This window comes from Celeribacter ethanolicus (genome assembly GCF_001550095.1).
GTDB classification, from domain to species: Bacteria; Pseudomonadota; Alphaproteobacteria; order Rhodobacterales; family Rhodobacteraceae; genus Celeribacter; species Celeribacter ethanolicus.
The window spans coordinates 38,254-53,979 of the sequence record NZ_LRUC01000052.1; the positions used below are offsets into that span (position 1 = coordinate 38,254).

A 15,726-nucleotide genomic window follows, 5' to 3' on the forward strand; every position below is an offset into this window, starting at 1 on the left:
AATCCGCGTGTCCGCGCCAGGGCTTGCGTCCAACCGATTGCATCCTTGAAGTCACGCTCGTCGATACATTCCCGACACCTCCCCGGAACAACTTGCGTTTTCGCGGGTTTCCCCTAGGTATGATCCAATGCGGAAAGCTGCTCTTCCGCCCAGAAAGATGTCTTAAAAAGGACCCTGCCATGTTGACACGCCGCCATTTCATCCAGACCTCCACCGCGCTGTTTTCTGCCACGGCGCTCGGGACGGTGGCGGGCTCCCCCGCGATGGCCGCCGGGAAAGGCGACTGGGATGCCTGGGACGCGCAGGTGACGCCCGCAGGCTTCGATCTCGAAACCACCAACCCCTGGGGGCTGCACACCCGCTTCCTGCCGCGCCGGGTCGAGGCGAAATCCGGTCTGACGCCGGGCGACATCCATGTCGATGCCGTGGCGCGCTATCTCTACCTCGTCGAGGACGGTGGCACTGCGATGCGCTACGGCGTGGCGATCGGGCGCGACGGACTTTACACGCCGGGCACCTACACGATCAAGCGCAAGGCGAAATGGCCGACCTGGACGCCGACCGCCAACATGATCAAGCGCGAGCCGGAGATTTATGCGCAATACGCGAACGGTATGGAGCCGGGGCCGCGCAACGCGCTCGGCTCGCGCGCGCTCTATCTTTATGTCGGCAATCGCGACACCTACCTGCGCATCCACGGCACGCCCTACCCGCGTTCCATCGGCACGCGGGCCAGCTCCGGCTGTGTGCGCATGGTCATGGCCCATGTCATCGACCTCTACGAGCGTGTCGACACCGGTTCTGTGGCGCATCTTTACCCGGCCGAACATTACGTGACGGCGACGAGCTGAGCCGCATCCCGCGCGCGAAAGCTCACGAACCAGACCTGCGAAAAAGGCGGTGGATTGCTCCACCGCCTTTTCATTTCTCCCGCGCCATAGCGCCCGGTTCATGCCCGCCGGACAAGGCTCACATCGCCGTCTCAAGCTTCTCCGGAGCCTGCGCACAGATCACGCGGCCATCCTCGGCGCGCAGCGGCAGCATCGTGTTCTCGACCGGCCCCTCATGCGAATACCAATAGCAGCCATCCGCCGGATTGAGTTGCACGGCGGAGAGATTCTGATAGGGCGCGGCCAGCGCGATCACAGCCTCCGGCACCTCTGTCAAAAATCCGTCCGCCGTCGTTTTCGGCATCGGCGTCGCGCAGCCCGCCAAGGCCAGAAGCCCGCCAAGCACCAGAAGATGTTTCATCCGATCTGTTCCTTTCGTGATCGTCATACCCGGTCTTACCCCTTATGTTTTATATGTTTTGCCAGTTCTGTTGCCCAGTCAAACCTCTTCCCTCGCCCCACCTCATGGTCCGGGAAAACGGTCGGAAGCGTTGCCGTCAGGCCGCGCCCTCAGGATCAATTCACCGCAGAGGGAAAAGGTTCCCCATCGAAATAGGCTTTGAGATTGGCACATTGCGCAATCGACATGGCGCGCCGGGTTTCCACTGTCGACGAGGCCTGATGCGGTTGCAAAAGCACATTCGGAAGCGCGATCAGCCGGGCATCGACATTGGGCTCGTTATAGAACACATCGAGCCCCGCCCCCGCGATCCGGCCCGCCTCCAGCGCTTCGATCAAGGCCTCCTCGTCGAGACAGGTGCCGCGCGCGATGTTGATCACCACGCCACGCGGTCCGAGGGCGTCAATCGCGGCGCGGGACAGGTAGCCCCTGGTCTTCTCGCCCCCGACGACAGCCACGACCATCCATTCGACAGCTTTCGCCAGCGACACCACATCCTCACCGTGATAGGTCCAGCCCTCTGGCGTGTCCTTGGCACGGCGCGAGGTATAATGCACCTCCATGCCGAAGGCGGCACAGCGATCCGCGATGGCGCGCCCGATCCGGCCCATGCCCGCAATCCCCACGGTCGCGCCCGACATCTTACGATTGAGCGGAAGCTCCTTGCCCGAGGCCCATGTGCCGTTTCGCACCCAGCCGTCCCCCTTTACGATCTCCCGCGACCAAGCGAGCATCATCGCCAGCGCCAGATCGGCCACATCCTCATTGAGCACATCGGGCGTGTTGGTCACGGTGATGCCGCGTGCACTGGCCGCCGCCACGTCGATGGCGTCATAGCCCACGCCGAATTGCGCAATCACCCTGAGGTTCGGAAACAGGTCCATCGCCGCTCCGTCGATCGGCTTGTGCCCCTTGTTGGCAATCGCCCGGATCGCCAGACGCGCCGCCTCCGGCATCGCCGCGCGCGCCTCGGGCGTTCCGGCCAGCACCGCCGGCCCCACCGCCTCGATCCGGGCCTTTTCATCTTCGGTGAAATACGGGGCGGAAATCAGAATCGCGGGATGTGTCATGGCGCAGCCTCTCTGTCGTCCGGCGCAACAGCGCCATGTGCATTTTCCTAAGCGATCCCGACGCCTATGGAAACCGATGCCGACAGGCAGAGCGAAAAAACCGTCCGAAAACACCTCTCCGGGGGCAAAAAACCGCATTTCTTTGTCCGAAGTCAAATTAAGATCTTTGAATATGTGGTCTAACCGCCGCAGGACAGCGCGAACACTCCTCCCACGTCATGGTCTCTGTCTGCAACATGCCATGTTTTCGGATCGCACCGGTCGCAGCCCCGCGACACCGGGTGGAGAAGGTTTGCCCCATTCGGAGGCCGCTTTCATGAGCGACACGGACATTTCCCTACCGGGCCCGACCACCCCCCCGCCGCTCAGACGGCTGGCGACACGGCTTTTCACGACGCTTCTGCTGTTCTGGCTGATGCTGAACGGCTCCCTCTCTCCCGCGACCCTTGTCACTGGCGTGATCGTCGCCGGGCTGATCGCGATGGTCTTCGCCCGTGATCTGTCCTTTCTGTCCGGCTTCAATTTGACGCCCGCGGGGATTGGCGCGGCGTTTCTGTTCATCGGGTATTTCCTCAAGGAGTTGGTGAAGGCCAATCTGGCCCTTGCCCGGCTGGTCCTCACCCCGTCGCTCCCCATCGCACCCGCCATCGTGAAAGTGCGCACCAAGCTCACCGATCCGGTCGGGCGGCTTTTGCTCGCCAACGCGATCACGCTGACGCCGGGCACGCTGACCTGCGAGATCAAGGGCGATCACCTCTATATCCACTGGGTCGTCGCCAAAGACACCGACCACGAGGTCGCCACGCAAGAGATCGTCGCGGGCTTCGAACATTATCTGGAGAAGATGTATGGCTGACCTCCTCCTCTCGCTTGCAGCTCTCATCGCCGCCGTAGCCTTTGGCCTTGCCGCGTGGCGCTTCATCAAAGGCCCCCGCGCCACCGACCGCGTCGTGGCCTTCGATGCGCTCACGATCATCTCCGTCACTGGCATCGTGCTCGCCGCGCTGATCACCGGGCGGTCGATCTATCTCGACGTGGCGCTGGTATATGCGCTCCTGTCCTTCCTCGGCGTCATTACCGCCGCCCGCTATCTGGAAGGAGGCGAAGAATGATCCTGTCCGGCTTTCTCGACACATTGGGCGCGCTGGTTCTCTTGGGCGGCACCCTGTTTCTGGCCCTGGGCGGTCTGGGCCTTGTCCGCATGCCCGATGTCTACAACCGCATTCAGGCCGGCACCAAAGCGACCACTCTGGGCACGCTTCTCGTGCTTCTGGGCGCGGCGCTCATTTCCCCCGCGTGGTCCGTCAAGCTCCTGCTGATCATGCTGTTCCTGATGTTCACCAACCCGCTGAGTTCTCAGGTTCTCGCCCGTGCCGCGCATCGTGCCGGTGTCGCACCCGTGGCCTCGAAAGACGCGCTCGCGGACGATGCGGAGGATCTGGCATGACGCTTCTGACCTTCATGGCAGCACTTCTGGCCGTCGCCAGCCTCGGCGCGGCGGTGATCGCGCTTGTCACCCGCTCCACCGTGGTCGCAGTATTGTCCGCCGGGTTGGTGTCCCTCTTCGCATCTGTGATGTTCCTGCTTCTGGCCGCGCCCGATGTGGCGATGACAGAGGCCGCCATCGGCTCTGGCCTCACCACCTTCCTCTTCTTCTTCGTCCTCGGGCGCATCCGCAGGGAGGGCACGAAATGAATTTCACCACCCGCAAAGCCATCCCCCTCGTTCTTCTGCTCCTTCTTGGCTCAGTCTTCTACGCGCTGTTCGCAGGATACACGCCGGACGAGACCCTGAACCGTTCCGCCAGTTATTACGCCAGCCAGACGGTTCAGGACACCGGCGCGCAGAACGTGGTGACGGCGATCATCGTCACCTATCGCGGCCTTGATACGCTGGGCGAGGTGACGGTTCTGTTCCTGACCGCCGCCATCGTCGGGCTGGTTCTGGCGCATTCGAAAGCGCCGAAAGGCCGCTCCGGCTCCGGCTTCCTGCCCTCGGGCGAATTGCTCACGACCGGCACGCGGATGCTCGTCCCCGTCATCCTGCTCTTCGGTGCTTACGTCTTCCTCAACGGCCACCTGACCCCCGGCGGCGGCTTTCAGGGCGGCGCGATCGTGGCTTCGGCCATGCTCCTGATGCTTTTGTCCGACTCGGCAGAGCGCTTCTCGCACCGGCTGATCTCCCGGATCGAAAGCTCCGCAGGCCTCACCTATGTGATCCTCGGCCTTCTCGGCATGCTCTTCGCCGGAGGCTTTCTGGACAACCGCATCCTGCCTTTGGGCAGCTTCGGCTCGATCCTTTCGGCCGGGGCGATCCCGTTGATCTATGCCCTGATCGGGCTGAAAGTGGGGGCGGAGTTTTCCTCCATCCTGACTTCGCTCGAAGCAACGGAGGACTCGCAATGAACCTCGTTCAAATCTCCCTTGCGACCGGATTTCTGCTCATTCTTCTCGGGCTTTACGGCGCGTTGACGAACCGCGACATCCTCCGCATGATCGTCAGCTTCACCATCGCCGACACCGGCGTCAACGTGGTGCTGGTGGCCGTCGGCTACCTGCCCGGACGCGAAGCCCCGATCCTCGACACCATCCCCGTCGCGGAGGCCGCAAGCCGCATCACCGACCCGGTGCCGCAAGCCTTGGTCCTCACCGCCATCGTCATCGGCCTCGGCGTCACCGCCCTGATGCTCGCCTACGCCTACCGGCTGTTCCGCGCCCGCGGCAGCCTCGACATCTCTGAGTTTACGGAGCTGAAATGGTAAGCCCTCTTCTGATCCTTGTGGCCGGCTTGGGGGCGGCCTTCCTCCTCGGGCTTCTGCGCGACACCTCCGAACGCGTGGCCTTTTACGTGACCGTGGCCGCGCTTGGCTTCATGAGCTTCGTGGCCCTGTCCTGGACCGTCTCTCTGGCGCTTGGACAGGTGCAGCCGGTTGACATCTATACAGCAGACGCCCGTCCGCCCTTTGCGATCAACCTGCGCATGGGCTTGCCGGAGGCAACCCTTGCCTCCGTTGTCGCCCTCATCGGGCTCCTGTCCGCCGTCTTCATGCGCCGCGATCTGATGCGGCTCGGGCGGCAGTCGATGGCGGTTCTTCTGGTGCTGATCATGGCGCTGTCGGGCCTGATCATGACGCGCGATCTGTTCAACCTTTTCGTCTTCATCGAGCTGATCGTCATTGCCTCCGCCGGGCTGGTTTTGCTGTCGCAGGACACCCGCGCGCTGGGAGCCGGGTTCAAATACCTGATCGTGTCGCAGGTCATCTCGATCCTGTTGCTGATCGGCGTGATCTTTACCTATCATGCCAACGGCTCGCTCAACATCGACGACATCGCCGCCACACCGATGGGCTTCACCGGGGCTTCTCTGGCGATGTTCCTCGTGCTGATCGCGCTGGTCCTCGAACTCAAACCCTTCCCTGCCAATGGCTGGGCCCTGGACATTTACGAATCCGCCCATCCTGGCTTTTCGGCGCTGTTTTCCGCCGCCTCCGGAACGGCCACGCTCTTTGCCGTTCTGAAACTGTTCGAAGCCTCCGGTCCCGACTGGGCGCCGCTTGCGACCGGCATCGGCCTTGTAACCTTCGTCGGCGCGAATGTCCTCGCGCTGGCCCAGGATCACGGCCGCCGCCTGCTGGGCTATTCCTCCGTCGGCCAGATCGGGCTTGTGCTCATGGTCGTGGGCTATGGGGCCGACTGGGGCGTGGGGCTGTATTATGTCGCGGGTGGTCTGTTGATCTCGCATGCCATCGCCAAGGCCGGGTTGTTCTGGCTTTCCGGCATGGTCAAAGCGCGGCAGCTCACCGATTGGGCAGCGCTGCGACAGAACCCGGTTCTGGTCGTGGCCTTTGCCACATTCATCGCCATGCTCTCGGGCCTGCCGCCCTTCCCCGCCTTCTATGCCAAATGGACGCTGGTCCATGCCATGGCGGAGTATGCCGACTACCCGCTGATGGCGATCTTCCTGATCGCGGCGCTCATTGAGGCCGCCGTGCTGTTTCGCTGGTTCGGCATGGCGATCAAACGCGAAGCCACCCTCCCGCTCGCCTATAACCTCAGCCATGAAACCGTCGTTCTGATCGCCATGACGGCGGGTTGGGTTTTGAGCTTTGTCTGGGGGCCCCTGTCAGGCTTCGACAATCTGGTGACAGTTGTACCTTTCCTCTTTGCGCTTCTGTTCCTGCCGCTCGACATCCTGCCCGCGCGGATCAAAAACGTGATCGCGATTGCCGGGCTGGTGGTCTGGTACGTCACCTCGACTGGCGGGCTCGATCCGCTGCGGATGATCTTCCTGACCATCATGGTTCTGGGCGGCGCACTTTTGCTTTTGGCCTCCTTCCACGCCAAGGGCCGTCGCATGGGGTTCTACACACCCGCGATGCTGATGTTCGCCGGCATGGCGCTTCTGGTCACCTCAACCACCAGTTTTCAGTTCTTCGCGGCCTGGGAATTCCTCACCGTCGGGTCCTATTTCCTGATCCTGCGCGGGGCTAACAGCGAACCCCATGCGCTCTCTTATATCACCTTCTCCTTAGGCGGCGCTTTCGCCCTGCTCGCAGGCTTCGCCATCGCGGCGGAAGGCCATTACACCTTCTATCTCGAAGACCTCTCCGAAGTGGCCCCCGAGCTTGCGCCCTATGTCTTTGTCCTGCTGGCGGCGGGGTTCCTGACGAAAACCGCCACCATGGGGCTTCACATCTGGCTTCCGGGCGCGCATGCCGAGGCCGAGACAGACGTCTCGCCGATGGTCTCCGGTATCTTGCTCAAAGCCGGTCTCTTCGGGCTCTTCGTTCTGGTCATGGAAATGGGACGGCAAGAGCTTTACGGCGTAGACCTCACGGTCGTTTTGGTCTGGCTGGGTGCCATCTCTGCCTTCATCGGCGCGGTGCTCGCGGCCTTTCAGGAAGACGCCAAACGGCTTCTGGCCTATAGCTCGATTTCCCAGATGGGCTATGCACTTTTCGGTCTCGCGCTGATGAACCATCTCGGCTGGCTTCTGGCCATGATGTTCGCGATCAACCATTTCGTCTACAAGAGCATGCTCTTCCTCGCCGTCGGCGGCGTGAAAGAACGCACCCACACCAAGCTCATGTACAAAATGGGCGGGCTGATCACGCTCATGCCCTATAGCTTTGTCTCCGTCCTCGTCGGCATCATCGCCATGTCGGGCGTGCCGCCGCTGTCGGGGTTTGGCGGGCGCTGGATTTTCTACAATGCGATCATGACCACCGATCTGCGCCTGCCGATGATCCTGATCTTCATGGCCGGTCCCGTGGGCTTTCTCTATCTCTTCCGGCTGATCCACACGATCTTCCTCGGTCAGCCGAAAGACGAGCTGCGCAAGGTGAAAGAAGCCCCGTTCTGGATCCTCCTGCCGCAGATGATTTTCGTCGCCTTCCTGATCGCCTTCGCAGCCCTCCCCGGCATGATCCTCCAGCGCGTCGATGGCTATATCGGCACGCTCTTTGGCGACCGGCCGCTGGTCTGGACGGGGCGGATCATCGACAGCCAATACGGCACATGGAACCCGGTGGCGATCTGGGGCGTGATCATCGCGGTCTTCGTCACAGTGCTCCTGCTGCTCGTCTGGATGAACCACAACGCCCAGCGCGTGAAGCAATTCAACATCGTCTTCTCGGCGGAACGTCCGTTCAAACCGCAGACCACGCATTTCGCATGGAACTTCTTTGCGCCCTATCGCAAAGCCATGGGGTTCCTTGAGATGCCCGTGTCCACGAGCTTTTGGACCGGCGTGTCGAACGCACTTCATGGCACCGCCGAATTCGCTCGTAAATTCTATACTGGCAACGGCCAGACCTATGCCGTGCAGCTCCTGCTCTTCGTCATCGCCGTCTACCTGATCAGCATGGGAGCCTCGTCATGACCGACTTCCCGAATTTCCAATGGGCGCAGGTCGGCTATGCCCTTTTGACCCTCTTCATCGTGATCAACTACGGCATGGTGATGACCGCCGTTGTGCGCAAAATCGGCGCGCGGGTCGGCGGGCGCTATGGCATCCCGGTCTGGCAGAACTACGTCGATTTGCTCAAGAACATCGCGCTCCGGTCCAAGATTTCCCATGGCGTAATGTATTACCTCGGGCCGGTCTTCCGGCTGACCGGCGGCGTGGGCCTTCTGATGTTCGTGCCGACGATCTACGGCTCCGAGTGGCATCAGAATTTCTCCTATGCGGGCGATCTGATCCTTGCCTTGTACTTCGTGTTCTTCGGCACGCTGGGCATGGCCTTGGGCGCGGGCGAAAGCGGCCATCCGCATTCGGCCATCGGCGTCTCTCGCGGCCTCGCGCAAGTCACCATGGCCGAACTGCCGCTCGCTTTGGGTGTCTATGCGCTCTCGCTCCAGTATGGCACGCTCGACATCACCAAAATCGTCGCCGCCCAGCAGGGCTCGATCTTTAACTGGACGCTGTTCACCAACCCGATTGCCACCGTCGCTGCGATGATCGCCTTTGTCGGCACGATGATGCGCTCGCCCTTTGACGTAGCGATGGCGCCGCAGGAAATCCCCATCGGCCCGCCCACCGAGTATCATTCGTCCTATCTTGCCCTGATGCAGACCAACCGCGCGCTTTTCCCGGTCGCCAAGGTGGTCATCTACATGAACCTGTTCTTCGGTGGCGCCACAAGCTGGGCCGAGTTCGCGATCAAGGTGTTCTGCCTCTACATGGTCTCCGTCGTGATCGGCGTCGTGCACCCGCGTTTCCGGGTCGAACAGAGCATCCGTTTCTTCCTCAAATGGGGGCTGCCGATCGGCGTCCTCGCCATTCTGGTGGTGTAATCTCATGAAAGACGTTGACGACAAGTTCCGCAAGAACACCGACCCGGTCCCGATGCGCGAGGAGTTAAAACCCCGTTCGGTTACGACCCCCGATGGGCAAACCATCGAGATCGAGCCTCTGCGCGATTACTTCTGTGACGCGCGGCCGAAAGTGCATCCGAAAGCCTATTCGAAAATCGTCGAGGATTTCTACAACTGGGCGCGGTCCAATTCGCTCTGGATTCTGGGCTTTGGCACCGGCTGCGGCGCGATTGAGATGCGCCCGCTGATGACGCCCCGGTTTGACGCCTATCGCTATGGCATCCAATGGCGCCCGACCCCGCGTCAGGCCAGCCTTTTGGTGATCTCCGGCTATCTCTCGGTCAAAACCCTCAAACGTGCCATCCGCGCCTATGAGCAGATGCCGCAGCCGAAATATGTCATGGGGCTTGGGTCGTGCACGATCAACGGCGGCATGTATTGGGACAGCTACAACACCATCAAACAGCTCGACGATTACCTGCCTGTGGACATGTATGTCGCGGGCTGCATGCCCCGCCCAGAGGCCTTGCTGCACGGGTTCATGGAACTGAAAAAACGCATCCGCTCCGGCAAGGCCGAGGGCGCGAATGACTATGCCGAGAACTTCGATCGCTACAAAGCCAACCAGAAGGCGGTGATCAAGGACTGGGACATGCCGGATTACAATTGGTGAGCATGATGAGAGAGATTCTATACCGCCTCAAAGATCGCTACCATTTCGGGACGCCGACGTTCCAGCGTGATGATCTGTGTTTCGTGACCGTGAAACGCGATGAGCTGCGTGCCATTCTCACGGAACTGCGCGATGTCGAGGGCTTCACCCATCTGACGCTTTTGACCGCCGTCGACTGGTTGGAAGAGCGGCTGTTTCAGCTCACCTATCTGATCAACAACCGCGAGGCCAATCTGACGCTGGGCCTGCGGGTCATGCTGGAGCGCGAGGACGAGCCGGGCGCCACCACGGGCGACACGATCCACGATCTCTGGCCGACGGCTGCGACCTATCAACGGGAGCTGAACGAGATGTTCGGCATCAACTTCCCCGGCTCCCCCCGCGTCGACGAGGAATTCATCCTGGAGGGCTGGACCGACCTGCCCCCCTACCGGCGCGATTTCGACAGTCTCGCCTATAGCCAGCAGACCTATAACGACCTGCCCGGCCGCAAGACCCATGACCCGCGCGATCACATGAAGAAAGCGCTTTATCCGAACTATCTGAAGGAGGCCGAGTGATGTTTTCCTTCCAACCCGACCGCTCGCAATACCCCCAGCCCGGCCCCGACGGCAAGCTTGAGATTGATCTTGAGACCGGCAAATATCTGAAACTCTGGCACGGGCCGAACCACCCGGGCATCACCGGCAATATGTCGGTCGAACTCACCGTCTGCGGCGATGAGGTCGTGGACGGCAAAACCCATGTCGGCTATCTGCACCGCGGCTTTGAGAAACTCATGGAACGGCGGACCTTTATTCAGGTCTTCCCCATCGTCTGCCGCGTCTGTGTCCCGGAGCCGGATTTCAACGAATATTGCTATGCCGCCGCCGTCGAAGAACTGGCGGGCATCGAAGTGCCGGAGCTGGCCAACTGGATCCGCACGCTCATCCTCGAGATGGGCCGCTTCAACAGCTACATGATGGCCATGGGCGGCATTTCCGGCGCGCTGGGGCTTGGCGTTGTCGGGCAATGGCTGACCTATGTGCGCGACCTGATGCTGGATCGGTTCGAGGAACTGACCGGCGCGCGGGTCTATCACATGTTCATCCTGCCGGGCGGCGTGCGCGGGCATCTGCCCGAGGGCTTCGAGGCCCGGATGGAAGAGGTGCTTCAGATCGCCGAGAAATACCTCGCGGATTCCGAGAATCTGATGTTCCACAGCTCCGTGTTCAAAACCCGGACACAGGGCGTCGGCGTGATCGACCCGGCCTTGTTCGAGCGCTACGGCGTCACCGGCCCCAATGCCCGCGCCGGCGGTGTGGCGAAAGACGTGCGCAAGGACAGTCCTTACCTTGTCTATGATCATCTCGATTTCACGGTTCACACGGAGACGAAATCCGACATCTACGCCCGCACCTTGGTGCGCTATAAAGACCTGCATGAAAGCATTCGCCTCATCCGGCAAATCTTTGAAAAAATGCCGAAATCCGGCCCGGTGATGAGCAAGCTTCCGAATGTGCTGCATTGGAAAATCCCGCGTGGCGAGACCTATATCAAGGGCGAAAGCTCGCGTGGTGAATTCGGCTATTATCTGGTGACCGACGGCTCCGGCTATCCGCGCCGGATCAATGTCAGGGGGCCCTCATACACCCATGCCATGGCGCTTTTGGAGCACCTGATCCCTGGCACCAATATTTCCGACGTCGCGGCCCTCATGGTGTCGCTGCACACCTATCCGCCCGAGATAGAGAGGTAACCCGACATGTCATTGCGTGACGCACTCTCCCCCTTCACCGCGTGGAAACACGTGATCAGCGACCCGGTCACCATCAAGGATCCGTTCACCCGCGAAGCCGCCGATCGCTACCGGGGCTTTCACAAGAACGATATGGACAGCTGCATCGGATGTGGCTCCTGCGAGGCGATCTGTCAGAACGCCGCCATCGACATGGTGCCGGTCTCTGACCCGAAAAACGGCGACAGCGGGCTTAGGCCCATGATCGACTATGGCCGCTGCTGCTGGTGCGCGCTCTGCGTCGATGTCTGCATGACTGGCTCGCTCACCATGTCGAACGAATACACATGGGTGGACAGCGACCCGAACGCCTTCCGATTCATCCCCGGGGTCGACAAGAAATCCTGGGACGATGCGGAAAAAGGCTATCACCGCGAAGACAACATCCGCCATCTGACGGGAGTCGAGCGCATCGACATGCCGACCATGGAGCCCGAAGTGCGGATCGACAGCTTCGCCGAGATGATCCACGGCTACGAGCGCGCCGAAGCCATGGCCGAAGCCGACCGCTGCGTCGAATGCGGGCTCTGCGTCTCCACCTGCCCGGCCCACATGGACATCCCCAATTACATCGCCGCCGTGCGCGACGGGGATTACGACAAGGGCGTGGAACTTCTCTATGAAACCAACCCGTTCTCGGAGGTCTGTGGCCGCGTTTGTACCCATAAATGCGAAGAAACCTGCGCCGCCGTGCATGAGGGCGACCCGATCGCCATCCGCTGGCTCAAACGCCACATCATCGACGAGGTGCCGCTGGAGCACCGGCTTGAGCTGATCAGGAAACCCGACATGCCGGAGAGCGGTCAATCGGTGGCGGTGATCGGTGCGGGGCCCGGCGGTCTGACCGCCGCCTACGATCTGGCACGTTCAGGTCACAAGGTCGTGGTCTTCGAGGCGCTCGATGAACCCGGCGGCATGATGCGTCACGGCATCCCGGAATACCGCCTGCCCTATGATGCGTTGGATCGCGACATTGCGGTCATCCGTGAAATGGGCGTCGAAATCCGCACGAATACCCGCGTCGGCACCGACATCTCGATGGAGGATCTCAAACGCGATTACGATGCGGTGGTCATGGCCATCGGTCTGCAATCCAGCCGTTCGACCCGCATTCCGGGCTGTGACGCGCCGGGGGCGGAAAACGCCATCGACCTGTTGCGCCGCGTGACCGAGGGCAAGGACATCCCTGTCCCCGAACAGGCCGTGGTCATCGGCGCCGGGAACGTGGCGATGGACATCGCCCGCACCATGGCACGGTTGCAGAAACAGAAATACGGTCAGGTCGGCACCACGGTCTGTGCCCGCAAAGACATCTCCATGTTCCGCGCCGACCCCGAAGAGATCGAGGAAGCGCTGGAAGAAGGCGTCGAAATCATCGAACTGCGCGCGCCGCAGGAGATGACCCTGCATGAAGAGGGCGACAACGCGGGCTGTGTCTGCGGGTTGCGGACCTGGCAAGTGGTGCCCGGTTGGGACGAAAAAGGCCGGTTCGATCCGAGTTATGAGCAGGACAACGTCGTGCTCCCCGCCGGGATGGTCGTCGAGGCCACGGGCCAGCAAGCCGATATCTCGCTTCTGGGTGAGGCGCTGACCGAAGCGCTGGACTGGAACCGCGGTTCTCTGAAAACCGATGCAGCGGGACGCACGTCCGAGCCGTGGCTCTGGGCCGGGGGCGATGCAGTCAACGGGCCGGACGTGATCAACGCGGTGGCCGACGGGCACCGGATCGCCGCCAGCATCAACCTGTATCTGCAAGCCGGGAGGACCGTGCAATGAGTGAAGCCAACAAGGAAAAACTGCGCGACGTGACCACCGTGCGCGAGATCATGACCACGGCCACGCAATTCGAGATCGTGGCACGCGATTTCTACACCGCGCTCGCCCCGAAAGTGTCGAAGAACTTCCGCTGGCTGGTCGAAGAACTGGCCGAGGAGGAACAGGGCCACGTCGATCTCTTCACCAAGCTCGCCAATGATCCGAAAGTCTCGGAGGTGATGTCGCAAAAGATCGACCGTCCGAGTGCCGACACCAAATTCTCCGATTGCGTGCACTCCCCCGATCTGGGCGAAGCGCCGGACGATCAGGCTGTGTTGCAATACGCGCTCTGGCGCGAGAATGCGGCGATGGAGCAATATACCGAACTGGCCGAAACCGCACCTGAAGGTCCGCTGAAAGACGCTTTTGTCTTTCTCGCCAAGGAGGAAGCAGAGCACAAGGCAGAGCTTGAAAAAATCTACGACGATCTGGTGCATTCGGGCGAGGCGTGAGCCCCACCCGGTTCAGCAGTCAGGCGAGTTCCACGCCCATCACCGGCACGGATTTCAGAGACACGCCCATGTCCGCCAAGGCGGCTTTCTCCGGCGATTGTCCGGCCTCGATCCAGCGCTTGCCCTGCATATAGGCGCGCGGGTCGTTCATCGCATCGACCGCGAGCAGTTCCGCCCCTTTGAAATACCAATGGCTTTGCGTCCCCGGTTTGTCGCCGGGGCGCACCACAACATCGTCGAACCCGGTATTGAGTCCGGCGATCTGCAATTTGACGTCATATTGATCCGACCAGAACCACGGCTTTGCGACATAAGGCGCACCTTGGCCCAGCATGCTGGCCGCCGTCGCCTCCGCCTGTTCGATTGCGTTCGGCACGCTCTCTAGCCGGATGCGCGCGCCCTTCCACGGGAAGGAGGCGCAATCGCCCGCCGCAAAAATCTTGGGATGCGAGGTTCGGCCAAACTCGTCCACTTTGATGCCGTTGTCGATCTCGACCCCCGTCCTCTCCGCCAGCGCAGTTCCGGGCCGCACGCCGATGCCGCAGATCACGAAATCGACCTCCAAGGCTGTGCCGTCGGATAGGGTCGCAGAGAAGCTCGCGGCGCTTTTGCTCAGTCCCTGAAGGCCACAGCCCTCCCGAATATCCACACCGTGCGATCCGTGCATGGTTTTGATCCAGTCGGCGGTCTCTTCGGAGGCCACCCGCGCCAGAATGCGCGGCGCCATTTCGACCAAAGTGACCTCAAGCCCCTTGAGCGCCGCGACCGCCGCCGCCTCCAGCCCGATATAACCGCCGCCGACGATCAACACGCGCCGTCCGGGGGTGAATTCATGCGCCATGGCGTCCGCATCCGCAAGCGAGCGCATGGTATAAACGCCCTCCCCGCCGCCCATGACAGGCGGCAGGCAGATCGGGTCAGCCCCGGTGGTCAACGCAATCTGATCGACCGGCATCTCCGTCCCGTCCGCAAAGGTGATCACCATCGTCTCGGGATCAATGCCGCTCACCCGCGTGCCGGTCAGGAGATCAATCCCCTGCTCCGCATAGAAACTTTCGGGCCGCAGGAACAACCGCTCCAACTCCATCTCGCCGGACATGTATTTCTTTGACAAAGGCGGGCGTTGATAGGGCGGCACAGGTTCCGCGCCGATGAGGCTCAACCGCCCCTCATAGCCCAAAGCCCGCAGTTTGGCGGCCAGCGCAGACCCGGCCTGCCCCGCTCCGATCACGGCGATATGCGTCATGGTTTTTCCTCGGATAGAAAGGGGCGCGGATTGCCCCGCGCCCCGCAAAAATCAGTACATTTTGTAGGGCAGGAATTTGCCGTCGAGCACGATCTTCACCCGGTCGCCCTTCGGATCCTCGGTGCGGGAGATGTCCATGGTGAAGTCGATGGCGGACATGATGCCGTCGCCGAATTCCTCTTCGATCAGCGCTTTCATCGTGGTGCCGTAGACGTTCACCACCTCGTAAAGGCGATAGATGAGCGGATCGGTCGGAACGGCGCTCGGCAGAGAGCCGCGGTAAGGCACGGTCATCAAAAGGGCGACTTCCTCGTCCGAGAAATTGATCCCCATGGCGTTGTCGACCTTGGCAATTTGGTCTTTGGTCAGGGAAATCTGGCCCATCAGCGCGGCGGTGGTCCATTCCTTGGACTGGCCGACAGCCGCGGCCACATCGGCCCATTTGATGTCGTTGAACACCTTGTGGGCGATAATTTTCTCGGTGAGTTCTGCACGGGTGGTCATGTGTTTTCTCCGTCTTGAGACACAGGTTGAGAGAGGGCGGACACGGGGGGGGGGCGTCCGACCGGGTGTAGAAAGTCTTTGGAA

18 protein-coding genes are annotated in these 15,726 nt (G+C 61.5%); 14 read left to right on the forward strand and 4 right to left on the reverse strand.

All coding sequences use genetic code 11. The features are described 5' to 3' along the window. The first annotated feature begins 179 nt into the window (after positions 1-179). Positions 180-851, forward strand: a complete 672-nt coding sequence (locus NH195_RS19720; RefSeq protein WP_066711153.1) for a L,D-transpeptidase — start codon at positions 180-182, stop codon at positions 849-851. 118 nt (positions 852-969) lie between these two features. Here NH195_RS19720 and NH195_RS19725 read toward each other — a convergent pair whose 3' ends face one another. Both NH195_RS19725 and NH195_RS19730 read right to left on the reverse strand, forming a co-directional pair. Beyond that, positions 970-1,278, reverse strand: a complete 309-nt coding sequence (locus NH195_RS19725) for a hypothetical protein (RefSeq protein WP_238379814.1) — start codon at positions 1,276-1,278, stop codon at positions 970-972. A gap of 128 nt (positions 1,279-1,406) precedes the next feature. Next, a complete protein-coding gene (locus tag NH195_RS19730) occupies positions 1,407-2,360 on the reverse strand; it encodes a 2-hydroxyacid dehydrogenase (RefSeq protein ID WP_066711157.1) in 954 nt (317 codons plus the stop codon). Positions 2,361-2,676: 316 nt separating this feature from the next. Between NH195_RS19730 and NH195_RS19735 the strand changes: the two genes are divergently transcribed. Genes NH195_RS19735 through NH195_RS19795 form a run of 13 tightly spaced genes read left to right on the forward strand, consistent with a single transcriptional unit; the run spans position 2,677 to position 13,892 of the window. Further along, a complete protein-coding gene (locus NH195_RS19735) occupies positions 2,677-3,216 on the forward strand; it encodes a Na+/H+ antiporter subunit E (protein WP_081424040.1) in 540 nt (179 codons plus the stop codon). After that, positions 3,209-3,472, forward strand: coding sequence for an MrpF/PhaF family protein (locus tag NH195_RS19740; protein ID WP_066711159.1), 264 nt, complete (start codon positions 3,209-3,211; stop codon positions 3,470-3,472). Before NH195_RS19735 ends, NH195_RS19740 begins: the two co-directional genes overlap by 8 nt. Beyond that, a complete protein-coding gene (gene mnhG / locus NH195_RS19745) occupies positions 3,469-3,807 on the forward strand; it encodes a monovalent cation/H(+) antiporter subunit G (RefSeq protein WP_066711161.1) in 339 nt (112 codons plus the stop codon). The genes NH195_RS19740 and mnhG overlap by 4 nt, the downstream gene beginning before the upstream one ends. Beyond that, positions 3,804-4,055 (forward strand): hydrogenase subunit MbhD domain-containing protein, encoded by a 252-nt coding sequence (locus NH195_RS19750; RefSeq protein WP_066711163.1) that lies wholly within the window; start codon positions 3,804-3,806, stop codon positions 4,053-4,055. The genes mnhG and NH195_RS19750 overlap by 4 nt, the downstream gene beginning before the upstream one ends. Beyond that, complete coding sequence (locus tag NH195_RS19755) at positions 4,052-4,765, forward strand: Na(+)/H(+) antiporter subunit B (RefSeq protein WP_066711165.1); 714 nt, start codon at positions 4,052-4,054, stop codon at positions 4,763-4,765. Before NH195_RS19750 ends, NH195_RS19755 begins: the two co-directional genes overlap by 4 nt. Beyond that, entirely contained in the window at positions 4,762-5,121 is a 360-nt protein-coding gene (locus tag NH195_RS19760; protein ID WP_066711167.1) for a sodium:proton antiporter, read from the forward strand. The genes NH195_RS19755 and NH195_RS19760 overlap by 4 nt, the downstream gene beginning before the upstream one ends. Further along, the gene (locus NH195_RS19765) at positions 5,115-8,240 is read left to right on the forward strand and encodes a proton-conducting transporter transmembrane domain-containing protein (protein WP_066711169.1); all 3,126 of its coding nucleotides are present in this window, start codon (positions 5,115-5,117) and stop codon (positions 8,238-8,240) included. Before NH195_RS19760 ends, NH195_RS19765 begins: the two co-directional genes overlap by 7 nt. After that, a complete protein-coding gene (locus tag NH195_RS19770; RefSeq protein WP_066711171.1) occupies positions 8,237-9,154 on the forward strand; it encodes a respiratory chain complex I subunit 1 family protein in 918 nt (305 codons plus the stop codon). The genes NH195_RS19765 and NH195_RS19770 overlap by 4 nt, the downstream gene beginning before the upstream one ends. A gap of 4 nt (positions 9,155-9,158) precedes the next feature. Continuing rightward, the gene (locus tag NH195_RS19775; protein WP_202906538.1) at positions 9,159-9,848 is read left to right on the forward strand and encodes an NADH-quinone oxidoreductase subunit B; all 690 of its coding nucleotides are present in this window, start codon (positions 9,159-9,161) and stop codon (positions 9,846-9,848) included. A gap of 2 nt (positions 9,849-9,850) precedes the next feature. Then, positions 9,851-10,408: an NADH-quinone oxidoreductase subunit C gene (locus tag NH195_RS19780; RefSeq protein WP_066711173.1), complete on the forward strand. Its 558-nt coding sequence runs from the start codon at positions 9,851-9,853 to the stop codon at positions 10,406-10,408. Next, the gene (locus NH195_RS19785; protein ID WP_066711174.1) at positions 10,408-11,586 is read left to right on the forward strand and encodes an NADH-quinone oxidoreductase subunit D; all 1,179 of its coding nucleotides are present in this window, start codon (positions 10,408-10,410) and stop codon (positions 11,584-11,586) included. Before NH195_RS19780 ends, NH195_RS19785 begins: the two co-directional genes overlap by 1 nt. 6 nt (positions 11,587-11,592) lie before the next feature. Next, positions 11,593-13,401, forward strand: coding sequence for an FAD-dependent oxidoreductase (locus NH195_RS19790; protein ID WP_066711175.1), 1,809 nt, complete (start codon positions 11,593-11,595; stop codon positions 13,399-13,401). Then, positions 13,398-13,892, forward strand: a complete 495-nt coding sequence (locus tag NH195_RS19795) for a ferritin family protein (RefSeq protein ID WP_066711177.1) — start codon at positions 13,398-13,400, stop codon at positions 13,890-13,892. The genes NH195_RS19790 and NH195_RS19795 overlap by 4 nt, the downstream gene beginning before the upstream one ends. A 19-nt stretch (positions 13,893-13,911) precedes the next feature. On the opposite strand, the gene NH195_RS19800 is transcribed toward NH195_RS19795, so the two are convergent. Further along, positions 13,912-15,138 (reverse strand): NAD(P)/FAD-dependent oxidoreductase, encoded by a 1,227-nt coding sequence (locus NH195_RS19800; RefSeq protein WP_066711179.1) that lies wholly within the window; start codon positions 15,136-15,138, stop codon positions 13,912-13,914. Positions 15,139-15,189: 51 nt separating this feature from the next. Further along, complete coding sequence (cynS, locus tag NH195_RS19805) at positions 15,190-15,642, reverse strand: cyanase (RefSeq protein WP_066711182.1); 453 nt, start codon at positions 15,640-15,642, stop codon at positions 15,190-15,192. Positions 15,643-15,726 lie beyond the last annotated feature (84 nt).